This window comes from Hymenobacter metallicola (genome assembly GCF_004745645.1).
GTDB classification, from domain to species: domain Bacteria; phylum Bacteroidota; class Bacteroidia; order Cytophagales; family Hymenobacteraceae; genus Hymenobacter; species Hymenobacter metallicola.
Genome location: NZ_SRMB01000003.1, coordinates 431,408 through 458,001 on the forward strand (window position 1 = coordinate 431,408; position 26,594 = coordinate 458,001).

24 protein-coding genes are annotated in these 26,594 nt (G+C 58.1%); 9 read left to right on the forward strand and 15 right to left on the reverse strand.

Going from position 1 to position 26,594, the window contains the following annotated elements:
* Positions 1–134: 134 nt before the first annotated feature.
* The gene (locus E5K02_RS17045; RefSeq protein ID WP_135396416.1) at positions 135–1,112 is read left to right on the forward strand and encodes a hypothetical protein; all 978 of its coding nucleotides are present in this window, start codon (positions 135–137) and stop codon (positions 1,110–1,112) included.
* A 61-nt stretch (positions 1,113–1,173) separates the two neighbouring features.
* Here the strand turns inward: E5K02_RS17045 and E5K02_RS17050 are convergent, their stop codons facing one another.
* Both E5K02_RS17050 and E5K02_RS17055 read right to left on the reverse strand, forming a co-directional pair.
* Positions 1,174–2,664, reverse strand: a complete 1,491-nt coding sequence (locus E5K02_RS17050; RefSeq protein ID WP_135396417.1) for an OmpP1/FadL family transporter — start codon at positions 2,662–2,664, stop codon at positions 1,174–1,176.
* A gap of 56 nt (positions 2,665–2,720) precedes the next feature.
* The gene (locus tag E5K02_RS17055) at positions 2,721–4,091 is read right to left on the reverse strand and encodes a hypothetical protein (RefSeq protein ID WP_135396418.1); all 1,371 of its coding nucleotides are present in this window, start codon (positions 4,089–4,091) and stop codon (positions 2,721–2,723) included.
* Between the two features lie 196 nt (positions 4,092–4,287).
* On the opposite strand from E5K02_RS17055, the gene proS reads away from it, so the two are divergent.
* Positions 4,288–5,763 carry a proline--tRNA ligase gene (gene proS / locus E5K02_RS17060; RefSeq protein WP_135396419.1) on the forward strand — a complete coding sequence of 492 codons (1,476 nt, stop codon included), beginning with the start codon at positions 4,288–4,290 and terminating at the stop codon, positions 5,761–5,763.
* Between the two features lie 72 nt (positions 5,764–5,835).
* Here the strand turns inward: proS and E5K02_RS17065 are convergent, their stop codons facing one another.
* The 3 genes from E5K02_RS17065 to E5K02_RS17075 form a co-directional block, all read right to left on the reverse strand.
* On the reverse strand, positions 5,836–6,081 hold the full coding sequence (locus E5K02_RS17065) for a hypothetical protein (RefSeq protein WP_240737330.1): 246 nt from the start codon (positions 6,079–6,081) through the stop codon (positions 5,836–5,838).
* Between the two features lie 34 nt (positions 6,082–6,115).
* Positions 6,116–6,694 (reverse strand): DinB family protein, encoded by a 579-nt coding sequence (locus E5K02_RS17070; RefSeq protein ID WP_135396421.1) that lies wholly within the window; start codon positions 6,692–6,694, stop codon positions 6,116–6,118.
* Positions 6,695–6,768: 74 nt separating this feature from the next.
* On the reverse strand, positions 6,769–7,320 hold the full coding sequence (locus E5K02_RS17075) for a Crp/Fnr family transcriptional regulator (protein WP_167856463.1): 552 nt from the start codon (positions 7,318–7,320) through the stop codon (positions 6,769–6,771).
* A 146-nt stretch (positions 7,321–7,466) separates the two neighbouring features.
* Here E5K02_RS17075 and E5K02_RS17080 point away from each other — a divergent pair, with 146 nt between their 5' ends.
* Together E5K02_RS17080 and floA are read left to right on the forward strand one after the other, a co-directional pair.
* Positions 7,467–7,934: an NfeD family protein gene (locus E5K02_RS17080; RefSeq protein WP_167856464.1), complete on the forward strand. Its 468-nt coding sequence runs from the start codon at positions 7,467–7,469 to the stop codon at positions 7,932–7,934.
* Between the two features lie 77 nt (positions 7,935–8,011).
* A complete protein-coding gene (floA, locus tag E5K02_RS17085) occupies positions 8,012–9,013 on the forward strand; it encodes a flotillin-like protein FloA (protein WP_135396424.1) in 1,002 nt (333 codons plus the stop codon).
* Positions 9,014–9,230: 217 nt separating this feature from the next.
* Here floA and E5K02_RS17090 read toward each other — a convergent pair whose 3' ends face one another.
* Positions 9,231–11,228 carry an OmpA family protein gene (locus tag E5K02_RS17090; protein WP_167856465.1) on the reverse strand — a complete coding sequence of 666 codons (1,998 nt, stop codon included), beginning with the start codon at positions 11,226–11,228 and terminating at the stop codon, positions 9,231–9,233.
* A gap of 300 nt (positions 11,229–11,528) precedes the next feature.
* Here E5K02_RS17090 and E5K02_RS17095 point away from each other — a divergent pair, with 300 nt between their 5' ends.
* Entirely contained in the window at positions 11,529–13,547 is a 2,019-nt protein-coding gene (locus tag E5K02_RS17095) for a hypothetical protein (protein ID WP_135396426.1), read from the forward strand.
* 91 nt (positions 13,548–13,638) lie between these two features.
* Here E5K02_RS17095 and E5K02_RS17100 read toward each other — a convergent pair whose 3' ends face one another.
* Complete coding sequence (locus E5K02_RS17100; RefSeq protein WP_135396427.1) at positions 13,639–14,466, reverse strand: hypothetical protein; 828 nt, start codon at positions 14,464–14,466, stop codon at positions 13,639–13,641.
* A 136-nt stretch (positions 14,467–14,602) separates the two neighbouring features.
* Here E5K02_RS17100 and E5K02_RS17105 point away from each other — a divergent pair, with 136 nt between their 5' ends.
* Together E5K02_RS17105 and chrA are read left to right on the forward strand one after the other, a co-directional pair.
* A complete protein-coding gene (locus tag E5K02_RS17105) occupies positions 14,603–15,583 on the forward strand; it encodes an isopenicillin N synthase family dioxygenase (RefSeq protein WP_135396428.1) in 981 nt (326 codons plus the stop codon).
* Positions 15,584–15,769: 186 nt separating this feature from the next.
* Positions 15,770–17,005 carry a chromate efflux transporter gene (gene chrA / locus E5K02_RS17110; RefSeq protein WP_240737331.1) on the forward strand — a complete coding sequence of 412 codons (1,236 nt, stop codon included), beginning with the start codon at positions 15,770–15,772 and terminating at the stop codon, positions 17,003–17,005.
* 11 nt (positions 17,006–17,016) lie between these two features.
* Here chrA and E5K02_RS17115 read toward each other — a convergent pair whose 3' ends face one another.
* The 8 genes from E5K02_RS17115 to prmC all read right to left on the reverse strand — a co-directional run bounded on the left by E5K02_RS17115 (position 17,017) and on the right by prmC (position 24,816).
* Entirely contained in the window at positions 17,017–17,529 is a 513-nt protein-coding gene (locus tag E5K02_RS17115) for a class IV adenylate cyclase (protein ID WP_135396429.1), read from the reverse strand.
* Between the two features lie 86 nt (positions 17,530–17,615).
* The gene (gene rfbA / locus E5K02_RS17120) at positions 17,616–18,494 is read right to left on the reverse strand and encodes a glucose-1-phosphate thymidylyltransferase RfbA (protein ID WP_135396430.1); all 879 of its coding nucleotides are present in this window, start codon (positions 18,492–18,494) and stop codon (positions 17,616–17,618) included.
* A 132-nt stretch (positions 18,495–18,626) separates the two neighbouring features.
* Positions 18,627–19,634, reverse strand: a complete 1,008-nt coding sequence (locus tag E5K02_RS17125) for an SDR family oxidoreductase (RefSeq protein WP_135396431.1) — start codon at positions 19,632–19,634, stop codon at positions 18,627–18,629.
* Between the two features lie 61 nt (positions 19,635–19,695).
* Positions 19,696–20,748 (reverse strand): dTDP-glucose 4,6-dehydratase, encoded by a 1,053-nt coding sequence (gene rfbB, locus E5K02_RS17130; protein ID WP_135396432.1) that lies wholly within the window; start codon positions 20,746–20,748, stop codon positions 19,696–19,698.
* A 58-nt stretch (positions 20,749–20,806) separates the two neighbouring features.
* A complete protein-coding gene (gene galE / locus E5K02_RS17135) occupies positions 20,807–21,832 on the reverse strand; it encodes a UDP-glucose 4-epimerase GalE (RefSeq protein WP_135396433.1) in 1,026 nt (341 codons plus the stop codon).
* 85 nt (positions 21,833–21,917) lie between these two features.
* Positions 21,918–23,216, reverse strand: coding sequence for a nucleotide sugar dehydrogenase (locus E5K02_RS17140; protein WP_135396434.1), 1,299 nt, complete (start codon positions 23,214–23,216; stop codon positions 21,918–21,920).
* 16 nt (positions 23,217–23,232) lie between these two features.
* A complete protein-coding gene (locus tag E5K02_RS17145; protein ID WP_135396695.1) occupies positions 23,233–23,823 on the reverse strand; it encodes an acyltransferase in 591 nt (196 codons plus the stop codon).
* Between the two features lie 129 nt (positions 23,824–23,952).
* Positions 23,953–24,816 carry a peptide chain release factor N(5)-glutamine methyltransferase gene (prmC, locus tag E5K02_RS17150; protein WP_135396435.1) on the reverse strand — a complete coding sequence of 288 codons (864 nt, stop codon included), beginning with the start codon at positions 24,814–24,816 and terminating at the stop codon, positions 23,953–23,955.
* Between the two features lie 92 nt (positions 24,817–24,908).
* On the opposite strand from prmC, the gene ribD reads away from it, so the two are divergent.
* Positions 24,909–25,943, forward strand: a complete 1,035-nt coding sequence (gene ribD / locus E5K02_RS17155; protein WP_135396436.1) for a bifunctional diaminohydroxyphosphoribosylaminopyrimidine deaminase/5-amino-6-(5-phosphoribosylamino)uracil reductase RibD — start codon at positions 24,909–24,911, stop codon at positions 25,941–25,943.
* 152 nt (positions 25,944–26,095) lie between these two features.
* Positions 26,096–26,578 (forward strand): GAF domain-containing protein, encoded by a 483-nt coding sequence (locus E5K02_RS17160; RefSeq protein WP_135396437.1) that lies wholly within the window; start codon positions 26,096–26,098, stop codon positions 26,576–26,578.
* Positions 26,579–26,594: the final 16 nt, after the last annotated feature.

Sequence of the window (26,594 nt, forward strand, 5' to 3'; positions counted from 1 at the left end):
TATCAAAAAGTTGCTTTCCTGGCCCATCTTTCGAGCTGGCCGTGCATGAATTCACAGACAGACACGTTACTATCAGCAGATTTCTTTCCGGCCCGTCCCTCAACTTAGCAGCCCACTTCCGACCTTTGCCTCCTATGCGTCTTCGTTTGCCCCTGGTTGCTTTTCTATTGCTGGGCCTAGTAGCGGCCTCCTGCTCCGATGATTCCGAATCGGGCCCCAACCCGTATCTGAACCTGGTCGGCAGCAGCCGCTTCGTTAGCACCAACCGGGTCTTGTCCGGCGCCGGCGACACGCTTTCGACCCGCCTGTACACGGCCGTAGCCGATACCAACTCCGCCACCGACCAATTGCAGCGCCTGCGTATTACGGTGGCCTATACTCCCGGTAAGAATCCTGTCGTCTACACTCCTACCTACGACCCGACTACCTATGGCAACAACACAGAGGAGCTGGTATTCCTGGATTCTCTTTTGAGCACCACGAAGCCCAAACAGCAGCTGGCGTTTCAATTCACCTTCAACGCCCGAACTACCTCCGGCCGGGAGCTGTGGAAATTTGAGTCGGAAGACAACCAGCAGCGCACGGCCAGCCGCAGCTACCGCCTCACCCTGCGCAACGGCGACTCGGCCCTGGTCTACCACCGCTACACGGCTCGGCTGCAAGCGCCGCGCGCTATTAGCAGCCGTAGCTTTTTGGCCTTACTGCCCGGCCTAACGCTTCCCAAGTTTACCATCCGCAACAACCCCGGTGCCCAGCAGCTGGTCGACCTAATTTACCAGCCCACCGCTGCCGGAGAGCCGGCCCTGTCCTCTCCCGATTCCTCGGTGCTAAAACTCAGAGGGGCGAAATGGAACGTGAAACGCACTACCCAGCTTCGCCTCGCTAGCGTGGGCGACAGCGCCAGCTTTGGCGGTGCCAACAATATAGCCGCCTTCACGGCTATTTTTAACCGCGGTACGCTTCCCTTAGCCCCAACTACTACTGGCCCGCTCCGAAGACGACAACTTATTGCCTTCCTGACGCAGGACAATAAATACGGCCTGATTCAGGTAGAGAACATCAGAACAACGCCAGTTCCCACGCTGGATTTGCAGATCAGAATCGCAAAATAACAACAGCAAAAAGGGCGGCCTGTCGAAACAGAGCCGCCCTTTTTAGGAGAAGTTCACGGGGTTAAAAGGTCCAGCCTGCCGTGACAGTCGTCGTGTAGCGGTTAGCATCGACGCTTACCACGGGAGTGTTTTCGTTCAGCGTATAAGGGCTGTAAAACCGCTTGCTGGTATGATACACGCCGGCTACGTCGACAAAGAAGTTGTTCTGCCGAATACCGACGCCCCCGGTAAAGAAGTTTTGAGTACGGTCGAAGGTGCTGTTCTTGTACGGGTCGCCGTAGCGGGCGTACCCGGCCCGGAGCCGAAAAATATCAAAGCGCAGTTCGCCTCCCAAACGCACATTCACGGCCGACTGGTAGAGTTGCTGCACATTGTCATTGTCATCACCGAAATCAATATTGCTGTTCAGGGCCGGGTCGCTATTATCGTTGCTCAGGCGGGCTTGGCTGTAGTTTAGGTATTCTACATCGCCACTAATAAAGCCATGCTTGCCGATAATGGCGGCAATGCCGCCCGAAGCGCGGAAGGGCGTAGTCAGGGCGTAGTTGTTTTCCCCGGGGTCAAGGGCGTCAGAAGCCGAGTTATACGTTCGGCCTTCCACTTCAATAGGCCGATCAAACGTAGCGCTCATGGAAGCTCCGTAGGTTTCGGAAAGCGTCATGTACGTAGGCGTCTGGATAGCCGCGCCAACCCGAATAGCATCGTTGGGCCGGTAAATAGCTCCAATACGCGCGTTGATACCCGCTCCCCGCGTCTCTAAGGTTTCCCGATAGGTCAGGCTGCCAAATGCCGTTCCGGGTGTGTTGGGCTCAGCTGGCGCCGGGTCGGTTGCCGTCAGCACGCTGGTAGAATTAAACCGGGTGCTAACGATACCAATGGCCCCACCGATATAGAGCTGGTCACGGTAGCTGGCTCCGTACCCAATATCAAACTGAGTCTGCGAACCGCTTGTTTGCACCGTCTCTTCCTGGTTTAGCTGACCAGTTTTTTCAAAATCCCGCGGAATGTACGTGCCGTTGGCGTCGTCTTCGGTCAGGAAAACATTATAGGCCAGTTCGTCAAGATCCTGGTTTTGGTACTCGCTCAGGCGCTGCAGAATATCCTGTTCCAATGCGGGCTTGCCCTTGTAGCGGAAGTTCTGGTTGAAGTCGTTGATGCGGGTGAGGCCAATAGCCAGCGTACCGCTGCGCCACGGACTATCATCACTATCTGGTCGGCGGGTGGCAAATGCGGCCCCCAAGCTGGCCAAATGAAGACTGTTTCGGGCATCGGTGGAGGAAGTGCCAAAGGCAGTGCTTTGGGTGTTGCCCACACCTATGCCCGGTGAAAAGCTGAACTCCGAACGCTGATACATACCCAGCCCGGCCGGGTTTGTAATCAAACTGCCCAGATCGGCTCCTACCGCTACGTTGGCGCCACCAATACCTAATGTACGCGCCGTACCCCCAAACTGCGTTTGAGAAAACCGCAAGGCATCTACTTCATACTGGGCAAAGCCGTAGCTAGCCTGGCCCATAAAGGCCACAGCAAGCAAATATTTAAGATTTTTCATAGGAGGAAAGAAAGGTGGCCGACTAAAGGCCGGCCACAATAAGATTTCCAGATAAATTATTCGCCTCGGCCTCGGCCACCACCGCTCCGGCCGCCGCCGCCGCCACCGCCATTGGAAGGCGAGGAGCTACGAGATGGCTCGGAATAAGAGCGAGTAGGCGCCTCGTAGGACCGCTGGGGTGCTTCGTAGCTGCGTTGCGGTGACTGTTGGGGAGCGTCATATACACGCTGACGACGTACAGGCTGCTCTACTTGCCCACCGCCATTCTGCCCACCGGAGTTTTGCTGCTCGCTGGTCATTTCGCGGAGCCGGGCCCGGCGCTGCTCAGCAAAGGAAGGCGCAGTAGATTGCTGGCGGCTGCCACCATCATTCGCATTTTCTACTACCCGCCAGCGGCGGCCATTACTTTCCGTTGTGCCCGACTGCCCGGCGGCGTCCTGTCCGCGGGGAGTAACCCGGGAACCGCCTTCGTTTTCAAAGATGGCACTCTTGCGCACTGGCTGCTCACCGGCAACCCCATCACGGCTGGTTGGAACTGAACCACTGCCAGTCGTACCAGCGCTACCTGCCTGCGAGCGGCCTCGCCCGTTCCAGGTAGGATTGGTTGTCGAAGAACCAGTACCGGGACTGATTCCAGTGGCGTTCGACACGTTATCGACCGGAGCTACGATGCCACCTTCCCGGCCGCTGCGGCTACGACCCGCCCCGCTGCCGGCGCTACGATTAGCACTTACTGCTTCGGCGCTGCGGCCAGTCCGGTTTCCATATCGCACGTTGCGAACGGTACCACCAACCGTGCCGCCGTAGTAGCCACCGCCATAGCCGCTGTAAAGCCCGTTGCGGTAGCCATCGTAATAGCCGCGGCCATACCCCCCATAACCGTAGCCGTAGCGCCAAGGATTATAGTAAGGCCGGCCAAAACCGATATTGATAACTACTGCTGAGCCACCGTAGTACGGACCGTAGAAAGGGTCATAGAACGAACCGTAGTAGCCAGGGCCCCAGCCATAAGGAGAGTAGCCACCGTAGTAAGAGTAAGCACTACCTCCATACCAAAACGGATCCGAGTAGATGAAATCATTATAGCCATAGCCAAAGCTGCGGTACACCGGCTGATGAAAACGCCGAATGCGGGCAGAATAGCTGTAGTCATCATCATAGTATTCCGAGCCCCCGCTCTGCGAAGAACTCGAAGACTTGCTGGAACTGGTATAGTCAGGGTTGGCTTCAGCATCGGGAGCAGTGGCCTCCGAAGCCTCGCTTTGCACAGCCGCCGTCGAACGAGCGGGCTCGTTGTAGGTCGTGCGGTCTTTAGAAGAATAATATACCCCGTCGCTCTCCGTAGAGGTAAGAGCCGAGGTGCTTGCGCAGCCACCCAGCGTAAGCAGGGCCATGGCGGGCAAAACGGTATTAAGGATTGATTTCATGGCTGCTGACGCTGAAAAGTAAACCTTGCAAGGAACAGAGTAGAGAAACCTCAAATAGGTTGCCTGACTTAATATAGACTGGCGAGGTGAGCTCCAGTTTAATAACGTAATTTGGCGCCGAAACGGTGCCCTTTTCTTATGACAAATCTTATACCAGATTGGGGAACTATTTCGCTTACCCAAAGATACCTCGAAGATGAGTAAAAGTTTGCCCAAACGCAGCGAAGATTATTCCCTGTGGTACAATGAGTTGGTGAAGCGGGCCGGCTTGGCCGAAAACTCCGCCGTGCGGGGCTGTATGGTCATCAAACCGTATGGCTACGCCATCTGGGAAAAGATGCAGCGGCAGCTCGACGATATGTTCAAGCGCACGGGCCATCAGAATGCGTATTTCCCCCTCTTTGTACCCAAAAGCCTGTTTGAAGCCGAGGAGAAAAATGCCGAGGGCTTTGCCAAGGAATGCGCCGTTGTGACGCACTACCGCCTGCAGACCGACCCCGACAAACCCGGCAAGCTGCGCGTTGACCCCAATGCCAAGCTGGAGGAAGAACTGATTGTGCGGCCCACGTCGGAGGCCATCATCTGGAGTACGTACAAAAACTGGATTCAGAGCTACCGCGACCTGCCGTTGCTGATTAACCAGTGGGCCAACGTGGTGCGCTGGGAAATGCGGACCCGCTTGTTTTTGCGCACCGCCGAATTCTTGTGGCAGGAAGGCCACACGGCCCACGCCACGGCCGAGGAAGCCGTGGCCGAAACCCGGCAGATGCTGGACGTGTATGCCCAATTTGCCGAGGAATGGATGGCCTTGCCCGTTGTAAAGGGGGTAAAAAGCGAGAATGAGCGGTTTGCCGGCGCCCTCGACACGTACTGCATTGAAGGCTTGATGCAGGACGGTAAAGCCTTGCAGGCGGGTACGTCGCACTTCCTGGGCCAGAACTTCGCCAAGGCCTTCGACGTGCAGTTTACCAACAAGGAAGGCCAGCTGGAGCACGTGTGGGGTACTTCCTGGGGCGTGAGCACCCGCCTAATGGGCGCCCTGATTATGAGCCACTCCGACGACGAAGGCCTCATCCTGCCGCCCAAGCTGGCTCCGATTCAGGTAGTGATTGTACCGATTTACAAAACCGGACAATTAGAAGAACTGGCTGAACGCATCCGCCCCATGCAAATGGGCCTGATAGAGCGCGGCATCAGCGTAAAGTTTGATGACCGGGACACCGAACGCCCCGGCTTCAAATTTGCCGAGTGGGAGCTGAAAGGGGTGCCGGTTCGGATTGCCGTAGGCATGCGCGACCTGGATAACGGTACCGTGGAAGTAGCCCGGCGCGACACTAAGGAGAAAATGAACCTGCCGCTGGCCGACATCGTGAACAGCGTAGACCAGCTGCTGACCGATATTCAAACGAATATCTACCAGCGGGCTTTGCGCTTCCGTGAAACGCACACGACCCGCGTAGACACTTACGAGGAATTCAAGCAGGCTCTGGAAGGCGAAGGCGGGTTTGTGGTTGCTCACTGGGATGGCACGTCCGAAACGGAGGAGCGCATTAAGGAGGAAACCAAGGCTACCATTCGCTGCATTGCGCTGAACGAGCCGGATGAGGAGGGAGTCTGCATTCTGACCGGTAAGCCCAGCCCCCGCCGGGTATACTTCGCCCGGGCCTACTAGGCTACACGAAGCTTACGAACCGAAAAGGCCAGCAACGCGCGTTGCTGGCCTTTTTGCATTTGCATAATTCCTCTACTGGGCGGCTTGTATAGCGTTGACCAATTCTTCGTCTGAGAGATTGTCCAGCCAGTCTTTGGCTAGCTCGAGCCGTACGGTTTGTGCTCCGCCGCTGGGTGTGCAGACGACTGGAACCCCACCCTGCTCGGTTTCGCTCAGGTCGGTGGCTTTTTCAGCAGTTTCGTTATCGAGGCCGGCGTAGGCTTGTACGCAGGTCCAGCGGGTTTTATCGGCGGCGGTTACTTCGCGTTGTTTCATCATGCAGCGGCATACGCAAAAAGTCGGTGCCGAGCCGTCAGACTATTAACACGGCCTCTTTTCTCTGCCCTTGCGCCGCTTGGGCCGCCCGCAAGGCCTGTTGCACGTGCCGCTGCTCGTGGGCTACCACAAACTGCAGGGCCTCGCCTACCCGCAGCTTCAGCAACCGGAAAAACTCGATGCGGACGGCTTTCCGATTCAAATCAGTATTGGCCGCCGAAGCCAGCAGCTGCAGCAGGCGCGTTTGGTGCTGCAGAAACTCCTCTACCACCGAGGCCTGCAGCTGACTACCGGCTGGGTTCATGTGCTTGATGGTCTGCTGCTTTTTTCCATTTTCGGGCTTTACGGTGTCGTACGATTTGCGCCCCAGCCACGAGAAGCCGACTTCGTGCGGATGTTGGCCGGGCGCTTGGGTCTGCAAGGCCTGAGCCAGCTCCTGGTTGTAGAAGCGGCTGTAGCGGTTCAGGTGTTCCAGGCACTCAAGCACGCTCCAGCTGTTGGGCCCGGGTTTGAAGTTGAGCACTTGGGTATCCAGGGGGCGAAGCTCAGCGTCGACGGTAGCGTATAGGGCCTCCACTTGGCTGGCTAAGTGGCGTAAAAGGACGGTAGAAAGCATGGCAGTGAGGGTTGTCGTTGGTTTAGACAAAGGTGCTGGCCCCGCTCCTGCCAAACCTTGACTGGAATCAATATTTAGCGCAGCCGGCTCAGGGTTTCGGGGCTCATGCGCAGATAAGAAGCTATGTACTTTTTAGGCACCCGCTGAAAGATGTGGGGACTACGGGCCAGCAGGCGGGCCAGGCGCCGTTCGGGCTCGGGTAGCAGCAAGTCAATTTCCCGCTCGATGCGCCCCACCAGCACCCGCTCCAGCTCCTGGCGCCAGAAGCGGGCAAAGCAAGCATTGCGCTCCACAAAGTCCGTAAAGTCGGTTCGGGAAATGGCCAGCAACTCGCACTTTTTCAGAGCCTGCAGGCAGTAGTCGGAAGGCCGGTTGTCGACAAATGAGGGAAAGGAACAGACCATGTTGTTGGCGTAGCCAAACCCCACGCATATTTCCTCGGCCTGGCTCGGATAGTAAATGCGCAACACGCCGCTGGCCACAAAGTAGAGGTTGTGCTCTACCTGCCCGGCCTGAATGAGAAAGTCGTGGCGCTTGAGCGTCACCAGGCGTTTCCAGAGGGGCAGAAATGCTTCGATATCCTCTTCACTCAGATAAGGCACCTGCCGGAGCAACGTTGCCAGCATAGCAAGACCTTCAGAAAGCACCGCCGCCATGGATAAGCTGGTAAGTATGTAAAGCAAAGTCCAAAATAGCCACTCTGCCCCGGATATGAATGGCAAGGCGGGCGCTTTTCTGCGTATATTTAATCTACTCTATACCTGACCCGACTATGGACTGGATTTCCATTTCCCTCTTGCTCCTATTTGGCTTGCTGTTTTTGCTGGCGGAAGTACTCTTCATCCCCGGGACTACCCTGGTCGGATTGGTTGGCTTTGCCTTGCTGGCGACTGGTATCTGGTTTGGCTATCGGGACTTGGGCAGCACGGCCGGCCACCTCACGCTCATCACCGCGGCCGTGCTGGCTAGCCTGATTCTCTACATTGGGCTTCGACCCAAGAACCTGCACAAGTTTGCCCTCACCGATACGAATACGACCACCGTGCGCGACGCCCGCCGACCCGATATTGAGCCCGGCACGGTAGGCCGTACGCTGTCGGCGCTGCGCCCGGCGGGCACGGCCCTCTTCGACGATGACCGGCGCGAGGTAGTAACCCGGGGCGAGTTTCTGGCCGCCGGCACCGTGGTACGGGTGCTGGGTATCGAGCAAAACCGTATTGTAGTAGAGCAGAGTGCGTAAGCTCTGGTTCAGGCTTTGCCCATGGCGGGAAACCAGCTAAAAACTCGTAACTCGGACCTGGTCTTAGCTCCCAGCCTATGAATATTCCTTTCGCCCCCTTCATTATAGCGGCTATTGCGCTGCTGGTATTCCTGTATTTCTTCCCCATCAGTCTCTGGATTACCGCCATTTTCTCCGGCGTCCGGGTCAGCTTGTTTCAGCTGGTGCTGATGCGGGTCCGGAAGGTGTCGCCGACCCTGATTGTTAACTCCCTGATTACGGCTACCAAAGCCGGCCTGCAGATTACCAGCAACGAACTGGAAACGCACTACCTGGCCGGAGGCAACGTCCCCAACGTCATTAAGGCCCTGATTTCGGCTGATAAGGCCAATATTCCGCTCGATTTCAAGCAGGCTACGGCCATTGACCTGGCGGGTCGAAATGTCTTTGAGGCCGTCACGACTTCGGTGAATCCCAAGGTCATCAACACGCCCAACGTAGCGGCCGTGTCGCAGGACGGGATTCAGCTCATCGTTATTGCCCGGGTCACGGTTCGTGCCAACATCACCCAGCTGGTGGGTGGAGCTGGGGAGGAAACCATTCTGGCGCGCGTAGGTGAAGGCATCGTGACCAGCATTGGCTCGTCGTTGTCGCACAAGGAGGTGCTCGAAAACCCAGACAAAATTTCCAAGCTCGTACTCAGCAAAGGCCTCGATGCGGGCACGGCCTTCGAAATTCTCTCCATCGACATTGCCGACATCGACATCGGTGAAAACATTGGGGCCAAGCTCCAGATTGACCAAGCAACCGCCGACCTAAAAGTAGCCGAGGCCAAGGCCGAAGAGCGCCGGGCCATGGCCGTGGCCGTAGAACAGGAAAATCGGGCCAAAACCCAGGAAGCCAAGGCTCGGGTAGTGGATGCCGAAGCCGAAATTCCGAAGGCCATAGCCGATGCTTTCCGCAGCGGTAATTTGGGCGTAATGGACTACTACAAGATGCGTAACGTACAGGCCGATACCGACATGCGCGACTCCATTGCCAACCCCGGCGGCCAAAACAGCAGCACTAAGCCCGGCCGGGACGAGTCGCGCCTGAGTTGATAGAATAATGTAAAAGACCTGTCATTGCCAAGAGGCACGACGAAGCAATCCGTCCGCTGTGCAGTGCCTAATCCTATTTACCAAAAAGCCCTTTCCCGTTAGTTACAGGAAAGGGCTTTTCGGTTTAGGAAGCTCAGCACATTTCAGAGGACGGCTAGCTACGCTTCGCTGGCACGGGCCAGTCTCTTACACTAGCACCTCAGCGCTTCGCCCGGCATTACTTCTTCGTAATCCGGAATTCTACCCGGCGGTTTAGCTTGCGGGTGTCTTCCTGTTCGTTGCTGGCAATGGGCTTTTTGTCGCCGAAGCCCTCGGTGGTGATACGGTGGCCGCTGATACCCTTCGACACCAGATACTTCTTCACCTCGTTCACGCGGTCCAGGCTGAGCTTCAGGTTCAGAGCCGGGTCGCCCTGATTATCGGTGTGGCCTTCCAGCTTGATTTCTACCGTAGGATAGTCGCGCAGGATGCGCACCAAGCGCAGGAGTTCGGGGTAGGAATTCTCGCGCAGGTAATACTTACTCTGGGCAAAGAAGATGTTGTTCAGCTTGATGGTAGAACCCACCGCAAAAGGCACCAGAAACAGGTCGTGGGTAACCTCCGAGTAGTTTCGGCGGTCGGTTACGTCCAGGTTGTCACTTTCGGCCAGGTAGTTTTCGGCCTCGGCCCGGTAGCCATAGTGCGCACCTGAAGGCAGCACGATGGTGTAGGAACCATCTACCGGGCTGGTTTCGGCCACACCGATTTCCTCTCCCGTCAGCAGGTTTTCATACTTAATAGTAGCTGCTACCGGCTTTTTCGTAGCGGCGTCCAGTACCCGACCCCGCACCAGGGTTACTACTTCGGGCTTAAACTGGGGAGTCAGATTGATGCGGAAAATGTCGCGCGAACCGCCAATACCGTTACGCGACGATACCAAGTAGGCATCTTCACCAGCAGCCGACAAAGTGAAGTAGCCGTCGAAATCGGGCGAGTTAATATTCGGGCCCAGGTTACGCGGCTTCGACCAGTTGGTCCAGCTGTCATCCAAACGCTTTGAGGAGTAAATATCACTCTTGCCGTACCCGCCCAGGCCTTCCGAAGCGAAATACAGCGTTTTGCCGTCGGCGGCCAGAAAGGGCGCAAACTCAGCCTTTTTCGTATTCACCGTGCCACCCAAGTTCTTGGGGCGGGTCCAGGTTCGGCCGTCGGCTTTCAGGAAACTGACGTAAATATCCTGTTCGCCCTTGCCGTCCTTGCGCTGCACGGCCATGAGCAGCACCTTGCCCGAGGTGCCCAGGAAATAGTCGACGTTTTCGTCGTCGTCGTTGTAGAAATCCTCGATTTCAATTTTGACCGGCATGCCCCAGCCCGACTTGGTACGGCGCGAGATACTGGCTCCTTTCGGGTCAAGGCTACCGTCGGGGTTGTAGACGTTGATGAGCACGGCCGTATTGCCATCCGAGGACACGGAGGCCAGGCCATTGGGCCCCGGGGTGTTGATGGGGCCGCCAATATTTTTGGCCTGATTCCAGGTCTTCTTAGCGGCGTTAGCCAGGGTACTGTACCACACGTCCTGCACGTCGTTGCCGCCCCCCACGTTCTGCGGACTTTCCTGCCGGGCAAAGAAGAGTGTTTTGCCATCGGGCGAAATAACCGGGTGCGTATCAACGTACTTCGAGTTGACGTTCTGGCCCAGGTTTACCATGGCCGAGTCGAAGCTGACGCCTTCCGACTCGCCTTTGAACTCCTTTTTGACCATGGTTTCGGCCACGTCGGCAATACCGATGGCGTCAATCTGGTTGACGCCCTCCACGGCTTTGGTATTCATGGATACTACCACGCCAATGGTGCGGTAGGTGCCGGCCGGGAAGGTAATGCTCAGGGAGCGAAACAGTTCCGGAATGGGGCCCGGGCTCTTGTTTTCGTACACCTGGTGCTTGGTGCCGCGCGTGTCAACCAGCTCGATCTTGGTGATAGAGCCCGGATTGAAGTTTTCCACGACGGTGACTTGCTTGGCAATGATGGATTTGCCGTAGCGCACCTCGATAAACTCGTTGGGACCTTCCTTTTTCGGAATCCACGCGTCGTTGTTGATCTGCCCCAGGGGCTGCGCATTCGGCTCGCCCAGTACTTTCTCCGGAGAAAATGCCTCTTTTCCTTCTGCTTTCTGGGAAGACACCTCGACTACTTTCGCCGCCCATATGGCCCGCTGGGCCTGTGCCCAGCTTCCCATTCCAACAATCAGCCCTAAAGAGAGAACAAGTTTTCGAACAATCATAAGCTATATGGCAAAACAAAGGCCTCCGGGAGCATCCGCCCTGTCGGCACGACAGGTTCGAACACTCAAGACGTCCTGAACTGCAAGGAGGTTTCGTGTGAAGCTAAAGCCAAGCCAAAAATACGCACTCCAACTCTTCCGCAGCTTTTTTTTTGTCTAAAACCCAGATTTGCCCGACGGTTGCAGTCCGCTCCCCGATTAGCTACCTTACGCATTGTCAGTGGCCTTTTGTCAGGTCGCCTTTGCGTTATTACCATGCCTTGCTGCCGAGCTTATCTGTCTGCTGCCTGCCTGCTGCTGCTGATTCTGCTGGGCCCGACAGAGCTGCTGCGCGCGCAGGCCCTGACGCCCGGCAGCACTGCTCCCACCGCCGATTCGCTGGTATTACTAGCGTTTCGGGCCCGGCGGGTTGGCGTCAGCACCTATTCCCAGCAAACCGACTTGCGCGGCCGGGCCTCACTCTCCACCCGGCAGGCAATTCAGTACCGTTTGCTTAGCGACTGGATTTACGACGACCGGGGCCAACCGCCCTTCGTGCGGGAAGACTACGCGGCCAATGTGTTGCATACCTGGTCCTTGTCCCGACGTTGGCAAATAGGACAGTTGCTGCACTATGAGCAAAGCCGGGCCAATGCTACGCGAACTGGTGCCTGGCTGGCGCGCCTGAGCTATCAGCATCGGCTGCGCCCCGCCGCAGCCGATACGTTGTCGGTAGCTCGTTACGTTGGCTTCGGCGGTCTGGGCTACGATGCCCGCAACGGCCGCCGCGACGCGGGCCCGTCCTACGGCCTGGAAGTGACGACCCTAATTTACCCGGGCCAGCAGGCCAAGCAGCCCGTAGCTGTGCGCCTCTTTGGGACCCGCTCCCAACTTGGGCCCCGGGTGTGGCAACGCACGCTAGCCGAGGGTTTCTACGAGCGACGCTTCGATGAGCTTTCCAGCGGGGCCCTGCGCCTGGGCTACCGTTCCAACCGGGCCGAAGACTACGTCCCGGGCAACGTGCAACGGATTCAGAGCGACACCATTGCGGCCCAGGCCAGCTGGGTATACCAGTTGGCCGATAAGGTTTCTTTTCGCTCTGACAACCTGCTGGCCTTGCCGCGTCGGGCCTTTGGGTACCGACAACTGGGAGCCGAATCGGACACGATACAAAACCTGGGCTACCAGCAGCTTGAACTTGATACGCGCCAGGAAATGCGCCTGAGCAGTAAAAAGCTGCAGTTTATGGTGTTGTTCAACTACCGGGAGCGAAATCGAAATTACGCCCTCGAGAATAACCGTAACCTCTCGCCCACCAAGCTGAGCGCCGCCACGGAGCGGGAGCAGATCAAGGACATATCCGAAAAAACGACCCTTTGGCAGTCGGAGCTTACCTGGCTGCCGTTGCCGCGCCACTCGGTTTCCCTGCTGGGCTTGGCTCAGCTGCTGCGCGTCGACACGCCCAGCGACGCCAACGACCAGGACCGCGACGAGGCCCAGCACGCCTTGCGGATGGTGTGGGTGGGGCGCTGGGCCGGGGCCTTTCGCACCTCCCTAGCAGTGGGGGCCGAATACCGGCAGTTCGTTTTTATCCGGGCTTCGCTCAGCGCCGAAAACTACACCGACCGGCTGCTGCACTGGGAGCCCTCGTTTACCTGGGCACCGGGGCGGTTCAGCCTGAAGTCGAGCTACCACTTGTGGGTAAGCTACCAGGTGCGCGACCGGCTAAGCGAGCAGCTAAAAAACCGGGCCAGCCGTGTTTTGGAGCAGCAGCAGCACCTCAGCTATCAGTTTACACCCCGCTTGCTGGCAGCGGTAGACTACATCCGGCGCGAAAACCGGATTGGGCTGCTCAACTGGCAGCAGTTCAAGGAAAGCCCCCTGGATACCACCATTACGCATGACCTATCGGCCACCCTGCGCCACAGTTGGAGCGGGCGGCGGGGGCAAAGCAGCCTACGCCTGGGCTACCGGTTTTTGGAACAGCGCACCCACGGCCGCGCCACCTTGCTCGACGATGCCAGCGGGGCCGCGCCCACGCTTATTTATCTGCGCCACCTGACGCGGCAGCAAGGCCCGGAGGTAGCATATGAGCGTCATACCCAGGCGGGCTTTTCGGTTGTTACCAGCTTGTGGCTGCAGCAGTTGCGCACCTTCTACCGCTACCAGCCGGGCCAGGGCACCTACGCCGGCCCCAGCTACGCCACGGAAGACTTACAGCGCCGCACCAACAACCTGTACCCGTACTTTGAGGTAGCCATCAACTGGCGGATCCGCAGCTTTCGGCCGGTGTAGCGTTGGTTGTGCTTTCCTGCGGGTAAAGCAAAATGCCCGGCCACCAGAGAGGCAGCCGGGCATTTTGTGTTTTATCAATCCAAACTGGGCCTTAGGGCTGCAGCGTGAAATTGCGCGTTACCGAGTTAAACGGCCCGGGAATCAGGTTGCCGCTGGCGTCTACCAGCTCCAGCTTCACCGTGTTTTGGCCGGCGGGCAGGCCTTCCATCATGAACGGAGCCCACTGGTCGAGCATGAATTCGGTGCCGTTAATCGTAGCCCGGACCTTGTTGCCCTCCGGCGACAAGGTGGTGTTAACCAGGTAGAAATCGAGCATAACCTTGGCGGCATCCTTGCCCGAGTACGTGTCTTTGGGGCGGCTGTAGAACAAGTGCGGAGCCTGCAGGTCGGCGTTCAACGGCGTAGCGGGAGCCTTGCCAACGGTGATTACCCGTAGGTCGTAGGCACCACGGTGCTTGAGGCTTTCGTGGTAGGAGCGCGACAGGAACGACAGTACCACGTGCTGGCCGTCGGCAATTGGCTTGGTAAATTCCGTCGTGTAATGAGCCGTATAGGGCTCGTTATCAACGATATTATGAATATGCTGACCCTTTTCCGAGTTAGCCATTTCCTCCGAGTGCATCCCGCCCGTCATCTTGGTGAGCTGGAAGTTGGTGATGTCGTAGTCGAACGACACGCTGCCGCTGGGCACCGTAGAGCCCGTGGCGGGAGACTTAAGCTGCAACTGGGCTTCGGGGTTTTTGGGCGAATCCGTGAACGGCGTCAGGCGAATGCCGTTTTTCTCCATGGAAGCGGTAGTAGCCGAGGATACGCGTTCGGCCGTGGCCTGTGAGCCCGACTCTTGTTGTTGTCTGGCCGTGTCGCAGGCAGCCAGACCAAGCAGCATCGCGCTGCTCATTAGTAAAGCAGATGCTTTCATGAGGGAAATGGTGGAAGGGTTAAGATGACCACCGGACCGCTCGTCCGGCCGCGCCCCGACACCGGGACGACGAATGATTTTTTAAGTACCTTGCGCAATACGTAAGGTTTGCTCAAAAGTATATTGATTTTCCGCTATGGAAGAAAAATTGTTGGAAGAAATTCCCTCCCTCGACTTGGCCGATTTTCGTTCCGGTGACCCGGAGCGCAAGGCCCGCTTCGTTCAGCAACTGGGCGCGGCGTATCAGAACATTGGTTTTGTGGCGCTGAAAAACCACGGCCTGAGCGACGAACAGACTGCCGCCCTTTACAATGATGTCAAGGCCTTCTTTGCCCTGCCCGACGATGCCAAGCAACGCTACGAAAACCCCGAGCTAGCGGGGCAGCGGGGCTATATCAGCAAAGGCAAGGAGCACGCCAAGGGTCGCAACACCGGCGACTTGAAGGAGTTTTTCCACGTGGGCCAGGAGGTCGACGATGAGAACGACCCCATCAAGAGCGAGTACCCCGACAATATTTGGCCCGAGGAAATCTCCTCTTTCCGCGAAAGCACGCTCACCACGTATAAGACGCTGGAAGCCGCCGGGAAAGACGTACTGCGCGCCATTGCGCTGTACCTGAACCTGCCCGAAAATTATTTCGACGACAAGGTTCGCAACGGCAATAGCATCCTGCGGCCCATCCACTACTTCCCCATCGAGAACCCCGATGAGGTGCCCGCTGATGCTGTGCGCGCCGCCGAGCACGGCGACATCAACCTGATTACGCTGCTCATGGGAGCCTCCGCCGACGGCCTGCAGGTGCTGCGCCGCGACGGGCACTGGATTCCGATTACGGCCCTGCCCGACCAGATCGTAGTGAACGTGGGCGACATGCTACAGCGCCTGACCAATGGCGTGCTGAAGAGCACGATTCACCGGGTGGTAAACCCACCCCGCGAAAAAATGAACTCTTCCCGCTTCTCGGTACCGTTCTTCATGCACCCCCGCTCGGAAATGAGCCTAGCCGCTCTGGAAAGCTGCATTACGCCCGATAATCCCAAGCAGCAGGAAGACATCACCGCCGGTGAATTTCTGAATGAGCGGTTGATCGAGCTGGGCCTGAAGAAGAAAAAGTAAGTACTCCGTACCGCGTAAGCTGCCGGTTGTTGAAGGTTATGCCCTGGAAGCTCCAGGCACCACTCAGCAACCGGCAGCTTTTTTCTGGCCGGCCGCTGCCCTCGTTAGGAACGCTTGCAAGCAAGCGCCACTATTGCTTTTGCCCCGGCTTTCCGCGTCCTTAAACTGACTACTAAGCATTTGCCTTTGGAAACGGAAGAAATTCAGCTCGCGCCGTCCCCCCGTGGCCCCCGTGGAGCCCGCACGAAGCGGGTGCGAGGAATTATTTTCCTGAAAGATGTGGCGGCCCTAGGCTGCACGGCCTTCGGTGGCCCCCAAGCCCATATGGCCATGATGCTGCGCCTGCTGGTCGACAAGCGCCGTTATCTTACAGCGGCCGAGCTGCTCGAGCTTACCGCCCTGTGTCAGATATTGCCGGGCCCGACTTCCACCCAAACCATTACGGCCATCGGCTTCCGTCTGGGCGGGCCAAACCTGGCGTATCTCACGGTCCTGGTCTGGATGCTGCCGGCCGTGACGCTGATGACACTGGCAGGCCTCACCATCTCTTACCTCGACAAAGACCAGGTAGCGCACGTGGTGCAATACGTGCAGCCCATTGCGGTAGGGTTTGTGGCGTATTCAGCCTACAAGATTTCGGAGAAGGTTATTCATACCAAAACCTCCGTCGCGCTGATGGTGGCAGCCTCCATGCTGGCCTACCGGTTTCAGTTGCCCTCGGTGCTGCCGCTGCTGCTCATTGCCGGCGGAGTCGTCACGACGTTTCGGTACCGCAAAATGCCGGTACTAGAAAAGAAACAGCCCCTGCGTATTGAGTGGGCTAATTTCGCCTTATGGCTGGCCGTGTTGGTTGGCGCCGCCGTGTTGGGCCACTACACCCGGCTGCTGCCCGTGCGTCTGTTTGAGAACTTCTACCGTAACGGCAGCCTGGTGTTTGGGGGCGGGCAAGTACTGGCGCCGCTTCTTTTTGCCGAGTTCGTAGAATTCAAGCACTACCTTTCAACGCAGGAGTTTTTGTCGGGCCTGGGGCTGGTGCAGGCCATGCCCGGCCCGAATTTTTCCTTTGCTTCTTACATCGGCGCCCTGGCCATGCGTCAGGAGGGTGGCGGTATCGGCAGCCAGATTCTGGGGGCAGTAGTGGCTGCGGCCGGCATTTTTATGCCCGGTACGCTACTTATCTTTTTTCTAATCCGCTTCTGGGACCAGCTCAAACAGTATCGGGTTGTGAAGGCATCGTTGGAAGGAATCAATGCCGTATCGGCCGGGCTCGTGTGCGCTGCTACCTTCCTGCTGTACCACCCCTTACCTGATACGCCGGTTAATCTGGCCCTGGTAGCCGCTACCTTCCTGGTGCTGCTCTGGGACAAGTTTCCCTCCTATGTTATTGTGCTGGCGGGCCTGGTGGCCGGAATTATCTTCTGACTGCGGCACTATCAGGCGGTGAAATAGCCTGTGGGTAGCAAGTCCCCGCTTCCAACGCCCAGGCTTTCTCGCACTTGGTGGCACTTAGCTTCCAGCTCCTGGGCGGGCTGCTGGTTGGTGTGGTCGAAGACCTCAATTTCCAGGAACTCGGCTGCATCAGCGGTAGTATCCAGGTGAATCTTGACGTTGCCCAAGCGGTAGATACGGCGGCTTTTTTCCACGACACCCACTACGGTATGCCTGGCGTAGAGGTCGGCAATTTGCTGAGGTGAAGGGTTCAGGTCGTACACGTACACCACGGTTTTTTCAGCGGCCTTATCCGCGACCCGCTCGTAGTGCGTCACTAGGTTTTCAATGGTCCCCTGCCGCAGCTTAAGCTTGCCTGGGCTAATCTCGAAATAAGTGTCACGTTGCTCATCCAGGCCGATATAGGCAAAGCCCAACGCCCGCAACCGCTCTTCCACGCCCGCCCGGTCGCGCAAGTGGGCTTTGAGGGTGAAATCCTGATAAGTCAGGGGCTCCATAGGCAGGGAAGATAATGGCAACAACTTAAAAGTAAAAAGCCTCCGCTACGAATAACAGAGGCTTTTTCGGTACGTGCGAATCGAGGTTACTTCTCCAGCAGCAACGATTCGGGCAGGCTCATCAGGTAGTCGCCGTAGCCGCTCTTGCGCAGCGGAGCGGCAATTTCGCGCAGTTGGTCGGCCGTAATAAAGCCCTGACGGTAGGCAATTTCCTCAATAGAGCCTACTTTGAGGCCCTGCCGCTGCTCAATGACGCGCACAAACTCGGAGGCCTGCATCAGGGATTCAAACGTGCCGGTATCGAGCCAGGCCGTGCCCCGGCCCAGAATGCCCACTTTCAACTTGCCACGGCGCAGGTATTCCTGGTTCACGTCGGTAATTTCGTACTCGCCGCGGGCGGAAGGTTTCAGGTCTTTGGCAATCTGGATTACCTCGTTGTCGTAGAAATACAGGCCGGGCACCGCGTAGTTACTCTTGGGCTGCTTGGGCTTTTCCTCGATACTGAGGGCCTTTTTATTTTCGTCAAACTCCACTACGCCGTAGCGCTCGGGGTCGTGCACGTGGTAGGCATACACCACGCCGCCGTCGGGGTTATTGTTGTTTTGCAGCAGCTCTTCCAGGCCTTCGCCGTGGAAGATGTTGTCGCCGAGTACCAGGGCTACTTTGTCGTTGCCAATAAAATCGGCGCCGATTACGAAGGCTTGGGCCAGGCCATTGGGCACTTCCTGCACCGCGTACTGAAAGTCGCAGCCCAGCTTCTGCCCGTCGCCGAGCAGGCGCTTGAACTGCTCCTGGTCGTGGGGTGTGGTGATGATGAGGATTTCGCGGATACCCGCCATCATCAGAATCGACAGCGGATAATAAATCATCGGCTTGTCGTACACCGGCATGAGCTGCTTGCTGACGGCCAGCGTGAGCGGGTGCAAGCGGGTGCCGGAGCCACCGGCCAGGATAATGCCTTTCATAGTAGGGACTTGTGGTCTTGAAAAAAGCGGGACAGGCTCGGCGCAACCGACGTGTCTCTACGGCCGGAGTACTTTATTCCTACAGCGGCGGCGGAGATACGTCGGCGGCCCTTAGCCTGACGACGGCCAAAATTAGTTGCGCTCGGCAATAAACGCCTGATTTTCCGTAAACCAAGCCAGGGTTTTCTGCAGACCTTCCCGAATACGAATTTGCGGATTGTAACCAAGCAGATTCTGGGCCTTGCTGATGTCGGCCAGCGAGTCTCGGATATCTCCGGCGCGGTCGGGGCCGTACTCGGGCGTGATGTCGGAGCCAGCTTCCTCTTTCAGGATATTGAACAGGTCGTTGAGCGAGGTACGGTCGGCCACGGCCACGTTGTAGACCTGGTTCACCGCTTCCGGGTTGGGTGCCAGCGCCGCCTTGATGTTGGCTTGCACGCAGTTTTCCACGAAGGTAAAGTCGCGGGTCTGCCCACCGTCGCCGTTCATGCGCGGGGGCTTGCCTTGCAGCACGGCATCAATAAAGAGCGGAATAACGGCCGCATACGCACCATTCGGGTCCTGGCGGGGGCCGAAGATGTTGAAGTAGCGCAGGCCAATAATTTCCATGCCGTAGGTTTTGCCAAATACGTCAGCATAGAGCTCATTGGCGTACTTGGTCACGGCGTAGGGCGACAACGGCTTGCCAATCCGGTCCTCCACCTTGGGCAGGGCCTTATGGTCGCCGTAGGTTGAGGAGGAAGCCGCGTACACGAAGCGTTTCACGCCAGCTTCCTTAGCACCCACCAGCATATTGACAAAGCCACCCACGTTCACGTCGTTGGAGGTAATCGGGTCGTTGATGGAGCGGGGCACCGAGCCTAGCGCGGCTTGGTGCAACACAACGTCCACACCCACGCAGGCGTCGATGCAGGTTTGCCGGTCCCGGATGTCGCCTTCGATGACTTCCAGCGCCGGATTACCAGCAAACAGGTTCAGATTTTTGCGGAAGCCGTTGGAGAAGTTATCCAGCACGCGCACTTTTTTAGCGCCGTACTTCAGCAGGTATTCAACCAGGTTGGAGCCAATAAAGCCCGCGCCGCCCGTCACCAGAAACGTCAGGTTATCGAGCGGCTGGTCGTGAAAAGGAGTATTATACATTCTGGTAGTTTGTCATTGCTTCGTCGTTCCTCCTCACAAGGACACGTTTGCGTACCGGCTGCTAGCGGTTGTACTGCTGCTGGTAGTATTGCTGGTAGGCGCCGCTGGTTACGTGCTCGAGCCACTCGGTGTTTTCCAGGTACCAATCCACGGTTTGGGCCAGGCCTTGCTCGAAGGTCACGGAGGGTTTCCAGCCCAGCTCATTCATGATTTTCGAGGAGTCGATGGCGTAGCGCAGGTCGTGGCCGGCGCGGTCGGTTACGTAGGTGATGAGCTTGCGTGAGGTACCCTTTTCGCGGCCGGTCTTTTCGTCGAGCACGTCGCAGAGCAGGTTAATCAGCTCAATATTCTGCCACTCGTTCACGCCGCCAATATTGTAGGTTTCGCCCACTTTGCCTTTGTGGAACACGGCATCAATGGCGGTGGCGTGGTCTTTCACGAACAGCCAGTCGCGCACGTTCTCGCCTTTGCCATACACCGGCACGGGCTGCCCGTGCTGAATGCGGTGAATAGCCAGCGGAATCAGCTTCTCAGGAAAGTGGTTGGGGCCGTAGTTGTTCGAGCAGTTGCTCAGCTTCACCGGCATGTGGTAGGTGTGGTACCAGGCCCGCACGAAGTGGTCGGAAGCCGCTTTCGAAGCTGAATAGGGCGAACGGGGGTCGTAGGGCGTGTCCTCGGTGAACATCTCGGGGCCCATTTCCAAGGAGCCGTACACCTCGTCGGTGCTGACGTGGTAGAAGGTTTTGCCTTCGTAGCCCAGCGGCTTCCACAGGTTTTTGGCCGCATTCAGCAAGTGCACCGTGCCCAGCACGTTCGTTTTCACGAAAGCCAGCGGGTCGGTGATGCTGCGGTCTACGTGCGACTCGGCCGCGAGGTGAATCACGGCGTCGGGCTCTTCGGTAGCAAACAGATGGTCGACGAAGGCCTGATCGGTAATGTCACCTTTCACCAAGCGGTAGTTAGGCGCATGCTCGATGTCACGCAGATTTTCCAGGTTGCCGGCGTAGGTCAGGGCATCCAGGTTCAGAATCTGATACTCAGGATACTTTGTTACGAACAGGCGCACCACGTGCGAGCCAATGAAGCCGGCCCCGCCGGTGATGATGATTTTCATGATTAGGAGGTTTTAATAAGCTGTCCGGCGGCCGGTTGGGGCTACCTGATGCGTTTTGTTATTTTGCCAAAGCCTGCTGCCACTTCCAGGAGCTAGCCAAGGCCTCGTCCAGGGTAGCCGTAGTTTTAAAGCCCAGTTCCTGCGTCGCCTTGGTCACATCGGCGTAAATGGCGGGCACGTCGCCGGTGCGTGGTGGCCCGATGGTATAGTTCAGCTTCTGACCGGTAGCCCGCTCAAAGGCCTGCACCACTTCCAGCACGCTGTTGCCGCGGCCCGTGCCCACGTTAAAGGTTTCTACCGCCTCGCCTGTGGCATCGAGCAGGCGTTGCACGGCCACCACGTGGGCCTTGGCCAGGTCGACCACGTGCACGTAGTCCCGGATGTTGGTCCCGTCGGGCGTGTCGTAGGTATCGCCGTAGATGGTCAGCTTCTCCCGGATGCCGGCGGCCGTCTGGGTGATAAAGGGCACCAGGTTGTTGGGCACGCCCAAAGGCAGCTCGCCAATGCGGGCCGAAGCGTGGGCCCCAATCGGGTTGAAGTAGCGCAGCAGAATGGTCCGGATGGCGCTGTTCGACACGGAAGCCACGTCGTTGAGGATATCCTCGCAGATTTTCTTGGTATTGCCGTAGGGCGACGTCGCTGGCTTGGTCGGGGTCTGCTCGGTTACGGGCAGCTGGTCCGGAATGCCGTATACGGTGCACGACGACGAGAAAACCAGATTAACCACGCCGTAGTCAGGCATCACCTTGAGCAGCGTGATGAGCGAACCGACGTTGTTCTGGTAGTACTTCAGCGGCTGCTGCACCGACTCACCCACCGCTTTGTAGGCGGCAAAGTGAATGATGCCGCGAATGTCCGACTCCTGGTCGAACACGCCGCGCAGGGCTGCTTCGTCGCCACAGTCGATGTTGTAGCAAGGCACGGCCTCCCCCAGAATGTCCTTCAGGCCATCCAGCACCGTTTCCTGGGAGTTGCTGAAGTTGTCGATAATAATCGGCTGGTAGCCGGCCTCAAACAGCTCAACCACCGCGTGGGAGCCAATGTAGCCGGCCCCGCCCGTCACCACGATTTTCGTACGTTCCATTGCTTGGTTTTTTGTTTTTGGTTTTTGGTTTTTGGCCCCGGCCTATCGTAGCCAAAAACCAAAAACAAATAGCTAAAAACCAGATTTACAGGCTCCAGTACTGAATGCCGTTCATCTTGCCGCGGTATAGGCCTTTGATGTCGACCAGCACGGGGTTTTCGGAGGTAATGGACTGGAAGTACGCTTCATCCAGGGCCAGGTAGGGCTGGTGGCTTACGGCCACGATTACCGCGTCGTAGTCCTTACGGATTTCATTTTCGGGAATCAGGCGGAAGCCGTACTCGTGGTGCAGCTCGTCGGAGTCCGCGTGCGGGTCCACGATGTCGACGTTCACCGAGAAGTTCTTCAGCTCCTGAATCACGTCGGCCACCTTGGAGTTGCGGATGTCTTCCACGTTTTCCTTGAAGGTCGCGCCCATCACCAGCACCCGGCTTTTGGCCACGTCCTTGCCCTGCTTAATCATCATCTGCACCGTTTTGCGGGCGATGTAGGCTCCCATGTTGTCGTTAGTGGTCCGGCCGCTCAGAATCACTTTCGCGTCGTAGCCCAGCTCCTTGGCCTTGTAGGTCAGGTAGTAAGGATCTACGCCGATGCAGTGGCCGCCCACCAGGCCGGGCGAGAACTTCAGGAAGTTCCACTTGGTACCAGCGGCTTCGAGCACCTCGTAGGTGTTGATGCTCATGCGGTCGAAAATCATCGACAGCTCGTTCATCAAGGCAATGTTGACGTCGCGCTGGGTGTTTTCGATGATCTTGGCGGCCTCGGCCACCTTAATGCTGCTGGCGCGGTGTACGCCGGCCTTCACCACCAGTTCGTAAAGCTTGGCAATGATGTCGAGCGACTCCTCGTCGCAACCGCTCACCACCTTCACAATGCTGGTCAGGGTGTGCTCCTTGTCGCCGGGGTTGATACGCTCGGGCGAGTAGCCCACTTTAAAGTCACCGTTGGCGAAGCTCAGGCCTGAGAGCTTTTCCATTACTGGAATGCAGTCTTCCTCGGTGCAGCCGGGGTACACGGTGCTTTCAAACACCACGTAGTCGCCTTTCTTGAGCACTTTGCCCACGCTGCTCGAAGCACCCAACAGGGGTTTGAGGTCAGGCATGGCGTGCTCGTCGATGGGTGTGGGCACGGCCACGATAAAGAACGTAGCCTCCCGTAGCACGTCCAGCGAATCGGTGAAGGTGATGTCGCAGCCTTCGAAGTCCTTGGCCTCCAACTCGCCGCTGGGGTCAATGTTATTGCGCATCAAATCCACGCGGGCGGCGTTGATGTCGAAGCCGATAACGCTGAGCTTGCGGGCAAATTCGAGGGCGATGGGCAGGCCCACGTAGCCGAGGCCGATGACGGCCAGTTTGGTCTGTTTCTGGAGGAGTTGCTCGTACACGTTGCGAAATTCAGAGTTAGCGGATGCTAATACGGGAAACCTGATGATTGGTAAGCAAATATTGTTCGCCACTTTCCGGACACGTGGCGTATCCGGCCGGGTCGAACTGCAGCCGGTGCCCAAAGGCGCTTATCCAGCCGTGCTGCCGGGCTGGGTTGCCATATACTAACGCATACGGCTGCACGTCCTTGGTAACCACCGAGCCCGCCCCGACAAAGGCATATTCGCCCAGCCGTACGCCGCACACGATGGTGCTGTTGGCCCCGATGCTCACGCCCTTTTCCAGCACCGTGGGCTGGTACTGGTCGCGGCGCACGACGGCGCTGCGCGGGTTGCGCACGTTGGTAAACACCACGGACGGGCCCAGGAACACGTCGTCGGCACACTCGACGCCGGTGTACAGGCTCACGTTGTTCTGGACCTTCACGTTGCGGCCCAGCTTCACCCCGTCGGCAATCATAACGTTCTGGCCGATGCTGCACTTTTCGCCCAGCTCACAGCCGGGCATCAGGTGGGCAAAGTGCCAGATGCGGCACCCGTCTCCAATGCGGCAGCCTTCGTCGAGGACGGCGGTAGGGTGCGCATAGTAAGCAGGAGCATCCGTCACAGAGGAGAAGCTTGGGGTCAGGTCGGCAGTTTTTGAGCCCGCAAAGGTAGGGCTTTTCAAAGGTTTGTCGGTTAAGATGCGGAGAAGTTTAGCCGCCGGCCCGTAGCACGCGGTTTGGTAGTGAGAAGCTTACCCGTTTTTGGTGGCCCGCACCATCCGGTCTTTGCCAAAAATATCCTGACGCGGCTCAACCGTAGTATAGCCCTGTTCTTGCAGCAGCCCAACCAGCTCAGCGGCGTACTGCTCGTTGATTTCGAAGTACAGGGCGCCACCCGGCCGCAGCCAGCGCTGCCCCAGCTGCCCGATGCGGCGGTAGAATAACAGCGGGTCGTGGTTGGGTACAAACAGGGCCGTGGCGGGCTCGTAGTCCAGCACATTGCGCCGCATCAGGGGCCGTTCATTCTCCAGCACGTAGGGCGGGTTGCTGACCAGCACCGCCACCGAGCCAGCGTCCACAGCCGCCGGCTCCTGGGTTAAGATGTCGGCCTGTACAAACGTTACCGGGCTGTGGTAGCGGGCCGCGTTGCGGCGGGCTACTTCCAGGGCCGCTTCGGAAATATCTACGCCCACGACGCGCTGTGGCCGCAGGGCCTGCTGCAGGGCAATGGGGATGCAGCCGCTGCCGGTGCCAATATCGACTATGGTCAAGTCGGTTTGGCCGTGCTGCTCGGCACTAATCAGGGCCACCAGCTCCTCAGTTTCAGGTCGCGGAATCAGGGTGGCCGGCGTTACTTCCAGCTCCAGACCGGCAAAGTAGGCCACGCCCAGCACGTATTGCACCGGCTCGTGCTGCACCAGCCGCGCCTGCACGGCGGTAACCTGCTCAACCATTGCCGGCGCCACTTCCTCACCGGCCCGCATTCGGCGCTGCAGGGGCGACATCTGGAGCACGTGCTCCATGACCATTGCGGCTATGCTGGCGGCTTCGGCCTCCGGATAAACGGCCTGCAGGGCGGTGGCAAGCGCCGTGGTCAGCTGGCGAACAGTAGGCATAGAAAAAGCAGAACAGATGAAACTCGACCAGTGACACAGCTCGGGGGCAAGTGCGTACCTTCGGCACCTGCAAAGTTACGCGCTAACCCACCATGACCGACTTTGACGCTTTAATGATGCGCCGGGCCCTGGACCTGGCCCGCCTGGGTACCGGCTACGCCCGCCCCAATCCCTTAGTCGGCTGCGTAGTCACGCACGAGGGCCGCATCATTGGGGAAGGCTGGCACCGGCAGTATGGCGGCCCCCACGCCGAAGTAAACGCCCTGGCCTCGGTGGCCGACCAACGCCTGCTCGCACAAAGCCGGGTGTATGTAACGCTGGAGCCTTGCTCCCACTTCGGCAAAACCCCACCCTGCGCCGACTTACTGATTGCCAAGGGCGTGAAGAACGTGGTAGTCTGCAACCTCGACCCCAATCCGCTGGTGGCCGGCCAGGGGCTGGAAAGGCTACGGGCCGCCGGCATCCAGGTCGAAACCGGGGTGCTGGAAACCGAAGGACGCTGGCTCAACCGGCGGTTTTTCACGTTTCAGGAAAAAAAACGCCCCTACGTGGTGCTCAAGTGGGCCGAAACGGCCGACGGCTACCTGGCCGGGCCGTATTTCCAGCCGGTGCGCATCAGTGGGCCTCTGGCCCAGGCGGCCGTGCACCAGTGGCGCACCGAGGAGCAGGCCATTCTCATCGGCACCCGCACCGCCCTGCATGACAACCCCCGCCTCAACGCCCGGGAGTGGCCGGGCCAGAACCCGATTCGTGTCGTTATCGACAAGAACCTGAGCTTGCCGCCTTCCCATCATTTGTTTGACGGACAGCAGCCCACACTGGTCTATACCTACCGGGAGCGGGCCACCAAGGACAACCTGGGCTATATCACGCTGTCGGAGGCCGACGACCTGTTTCCCCAGCTGTTTGCCAACCTTTACCAGCGCAATGTGCAGTCGGTGCTGGTGGAAGGTGGGCCCACGGTACTCAGCTCCCTGCTGCGCGACGGGCTCTGGGACGAAATGCGGATTCTGCGCAGCCGCCACAAGCTCGGCGGCGGCATTGCCGCGCCCAAGCACGGCCTCTCGGGCCTGCACGAGCAGTTCACCCTCGGCGACGACGACGTTTTTGTATACTACAACCGGTGAAATGGTGAACTAGTGAGATGGTGAGTTGGCGTTCAACGAGTGCCCGTGAAACAAAATAAACCTCTGCCATCCTTTTGCCATTTCATCTGTTTTACCCGCGCAATACCACACCAGCCAACTACTCCCTCACCCTCTTACCAGTTTACCACTTCATGGCTGAAGAACTCATCCTCGACACGACACTTACCAAAGCGGAAAAATACCGCCAGCTCCTGCCCCAGATTGAGGCCCTGACTACCGGGGAGCCCGACTTAGTAGCCAACCTGGCTAATACGGCGGCGGCGCTGCGCCAGGCTTTCGGCTTTTTCTGGGTCGGCTTTTACCTGGTTAAGAACGACGAGCTGGTGCTGGGTCCGTTTCAGGGCCCCATTGCCTGCACCCGCATCCGGCACGGCAAAGGCGTGTGCGGCAGCAGCTGGGCCCAGGCCCAAACCCTGCTCGTGCCCGACGTAGAGCAGTTTCCCGGCCACATTGCCTGTAGCTCGGAGTCCAAGTCCGAAATTGTGGTGCCCATTCTCAAGGATGGCCAAGTTGTGGCCGTACTCGACGTGGACAGTGACCAGCTCAACGACTTCGACCACGACGACCAAGCGGCTCTGGAGCAGCTAATGCAGCAGGCCGCCACGTGGTTTTAGGCAAGTAGCACTGCGT

Coding starts and splice junctions, on each gene's coding strand:
- E5K02_RS17080 (WP_167856464.1), top strand. CDS start 7,467: ATGGACTGGATTTCCATTTCCCTCTTGCTCCTATTTGGCTTGCTGTTT.
- E5K02_RS17095 (WP_135396426.1), top strand. CDS start 11,529: ATGCCTTGCTGCCGAGCTTATCTGTCTGCTGCCTGCCTGCTGCTGCTG.
- E5K02_RS17075 (WP_167856463.1), bottom strand. CDS start 7,320: ATGCTGGCAACGTTGCTCCGGCAGGTGCCTTATCTGAGTGAAGAGGAT.
- E5K02_RS17125 (WP_135396431.1), bottom strand. CDS start 19,634: ATGTATAATACTCCTTTTCACGACCAGCCGCTCGATAACCTGACGTTT.
- E5K02_RS17090 (WP_167856465.1), bottom strand. CDS start 11,228: ATGGGAAGCTGGGCACAGGCCCAGCGGGCCATATGGGCGGCGAAAGTA.
- prmC (WP_135396435.1), bottom strand. CDS start 24,816: ATGCCTACTGTTCGCCAGCTGACCACGGCGCTTGCCACCGCCCTGCAG.
- E5K02_RS17160 (WP_135396437.1), top strand. CDS start 26,096: ATGGCTGAAGAACTCATCCTCGACACGACACTTACCAAAGCGGAAAAA.
- E5K02_RS17100 (WP_135396427.1), bottom strand. CDS start 14,466: ATGAAAGCATCTGCTTTACTAATGAGCAGCGCGATGCTGCTTGGTCTG.
- E5K02_RS17050 (WP_135396417.1), bottom strand. CDS start 2,664: ATGAAAAATCTTAAATATTTGCTTGCTGTGGCCTTTATGGGCCAGGCT.
- E5K02_RS17070 (WP_135396421.1), bottom strand. CDS start 6,694: ATGCTTTCTACCGTCCTTTTACGCCACTTAGCCAGCCAAGTGGAGGCC.
- galE (WP_135396433.1), bottom strand. CDS start 21,832: ATGGAACGTACGAAAATCGTGGTGACGGGCGGGGCCGGCTACATTGGC.
- E5K02_RS17115 (WP_135396429.1), bottom strand. CDS start 17,529: ATGGAGCCCCTGACTTATCAGGATTTCACCCTCAAAGCCCACTTGCGC.
- proS (WP_135396419.1), top strand. CDS start 4,288: ATGAGTAAAAGTTTGCCCAAACGCAGCGAAGATTATTCCCTGTGGTAC.
- E5K02_RS17105 (WP_135396428.1), top strand. CDS start 14,603: ATGGAAGAAAAATTGTTGGAAGAAATTCCCTCCCTCGACTTGGCCGAT.
- floA (WP_135396424.1), top strand. CDS start 8,012: ATGAATATTCCTTTCGCCCCCTTCATTATAGCGGCTATTGCGCTGCTG.
- E5K02_RS17055 (WP_135396418.1), bottom strand. CDS start 4,091: ATGAAATCAATCCTTAATACCGTTTTGCCCGCCATGGCCCTGCTTACG.
- ribD (WP_135396436.1), top strand. CDS start 24,909: ATGACCGACTTTGACGCTTTAATGATGCGCCGGGCCCTGGACCTGGCC.
- E5K02_RS17045 (WP_135396416.1), top strand. CDS start 135: ATGCGTCTTCGTTTGCCCCTGGTTGCTTTTCTATTGCTGGGCCTAGTA.
- rfbA (WP_135396430.1), bottom strand. CDS start 18,494: ATGAAAGGCATTATCCTGGCCGGTGGCTCCGGCACCCGCTTGCACCCG.
- rfbB (WP_135396432.1), bottom strand. CDS start 20,748: ATGAAAATCATCATCACCGGCGGGGCCGGCTTCATTGGCTCGCACGTG.
- E5K02_RS17065 (WP_240737330.1), bottom strand. CDS start 6,081: ATGATGAAACAACGCGAAGTAACCGCCGCCGATAAAACCCGCTGGACC.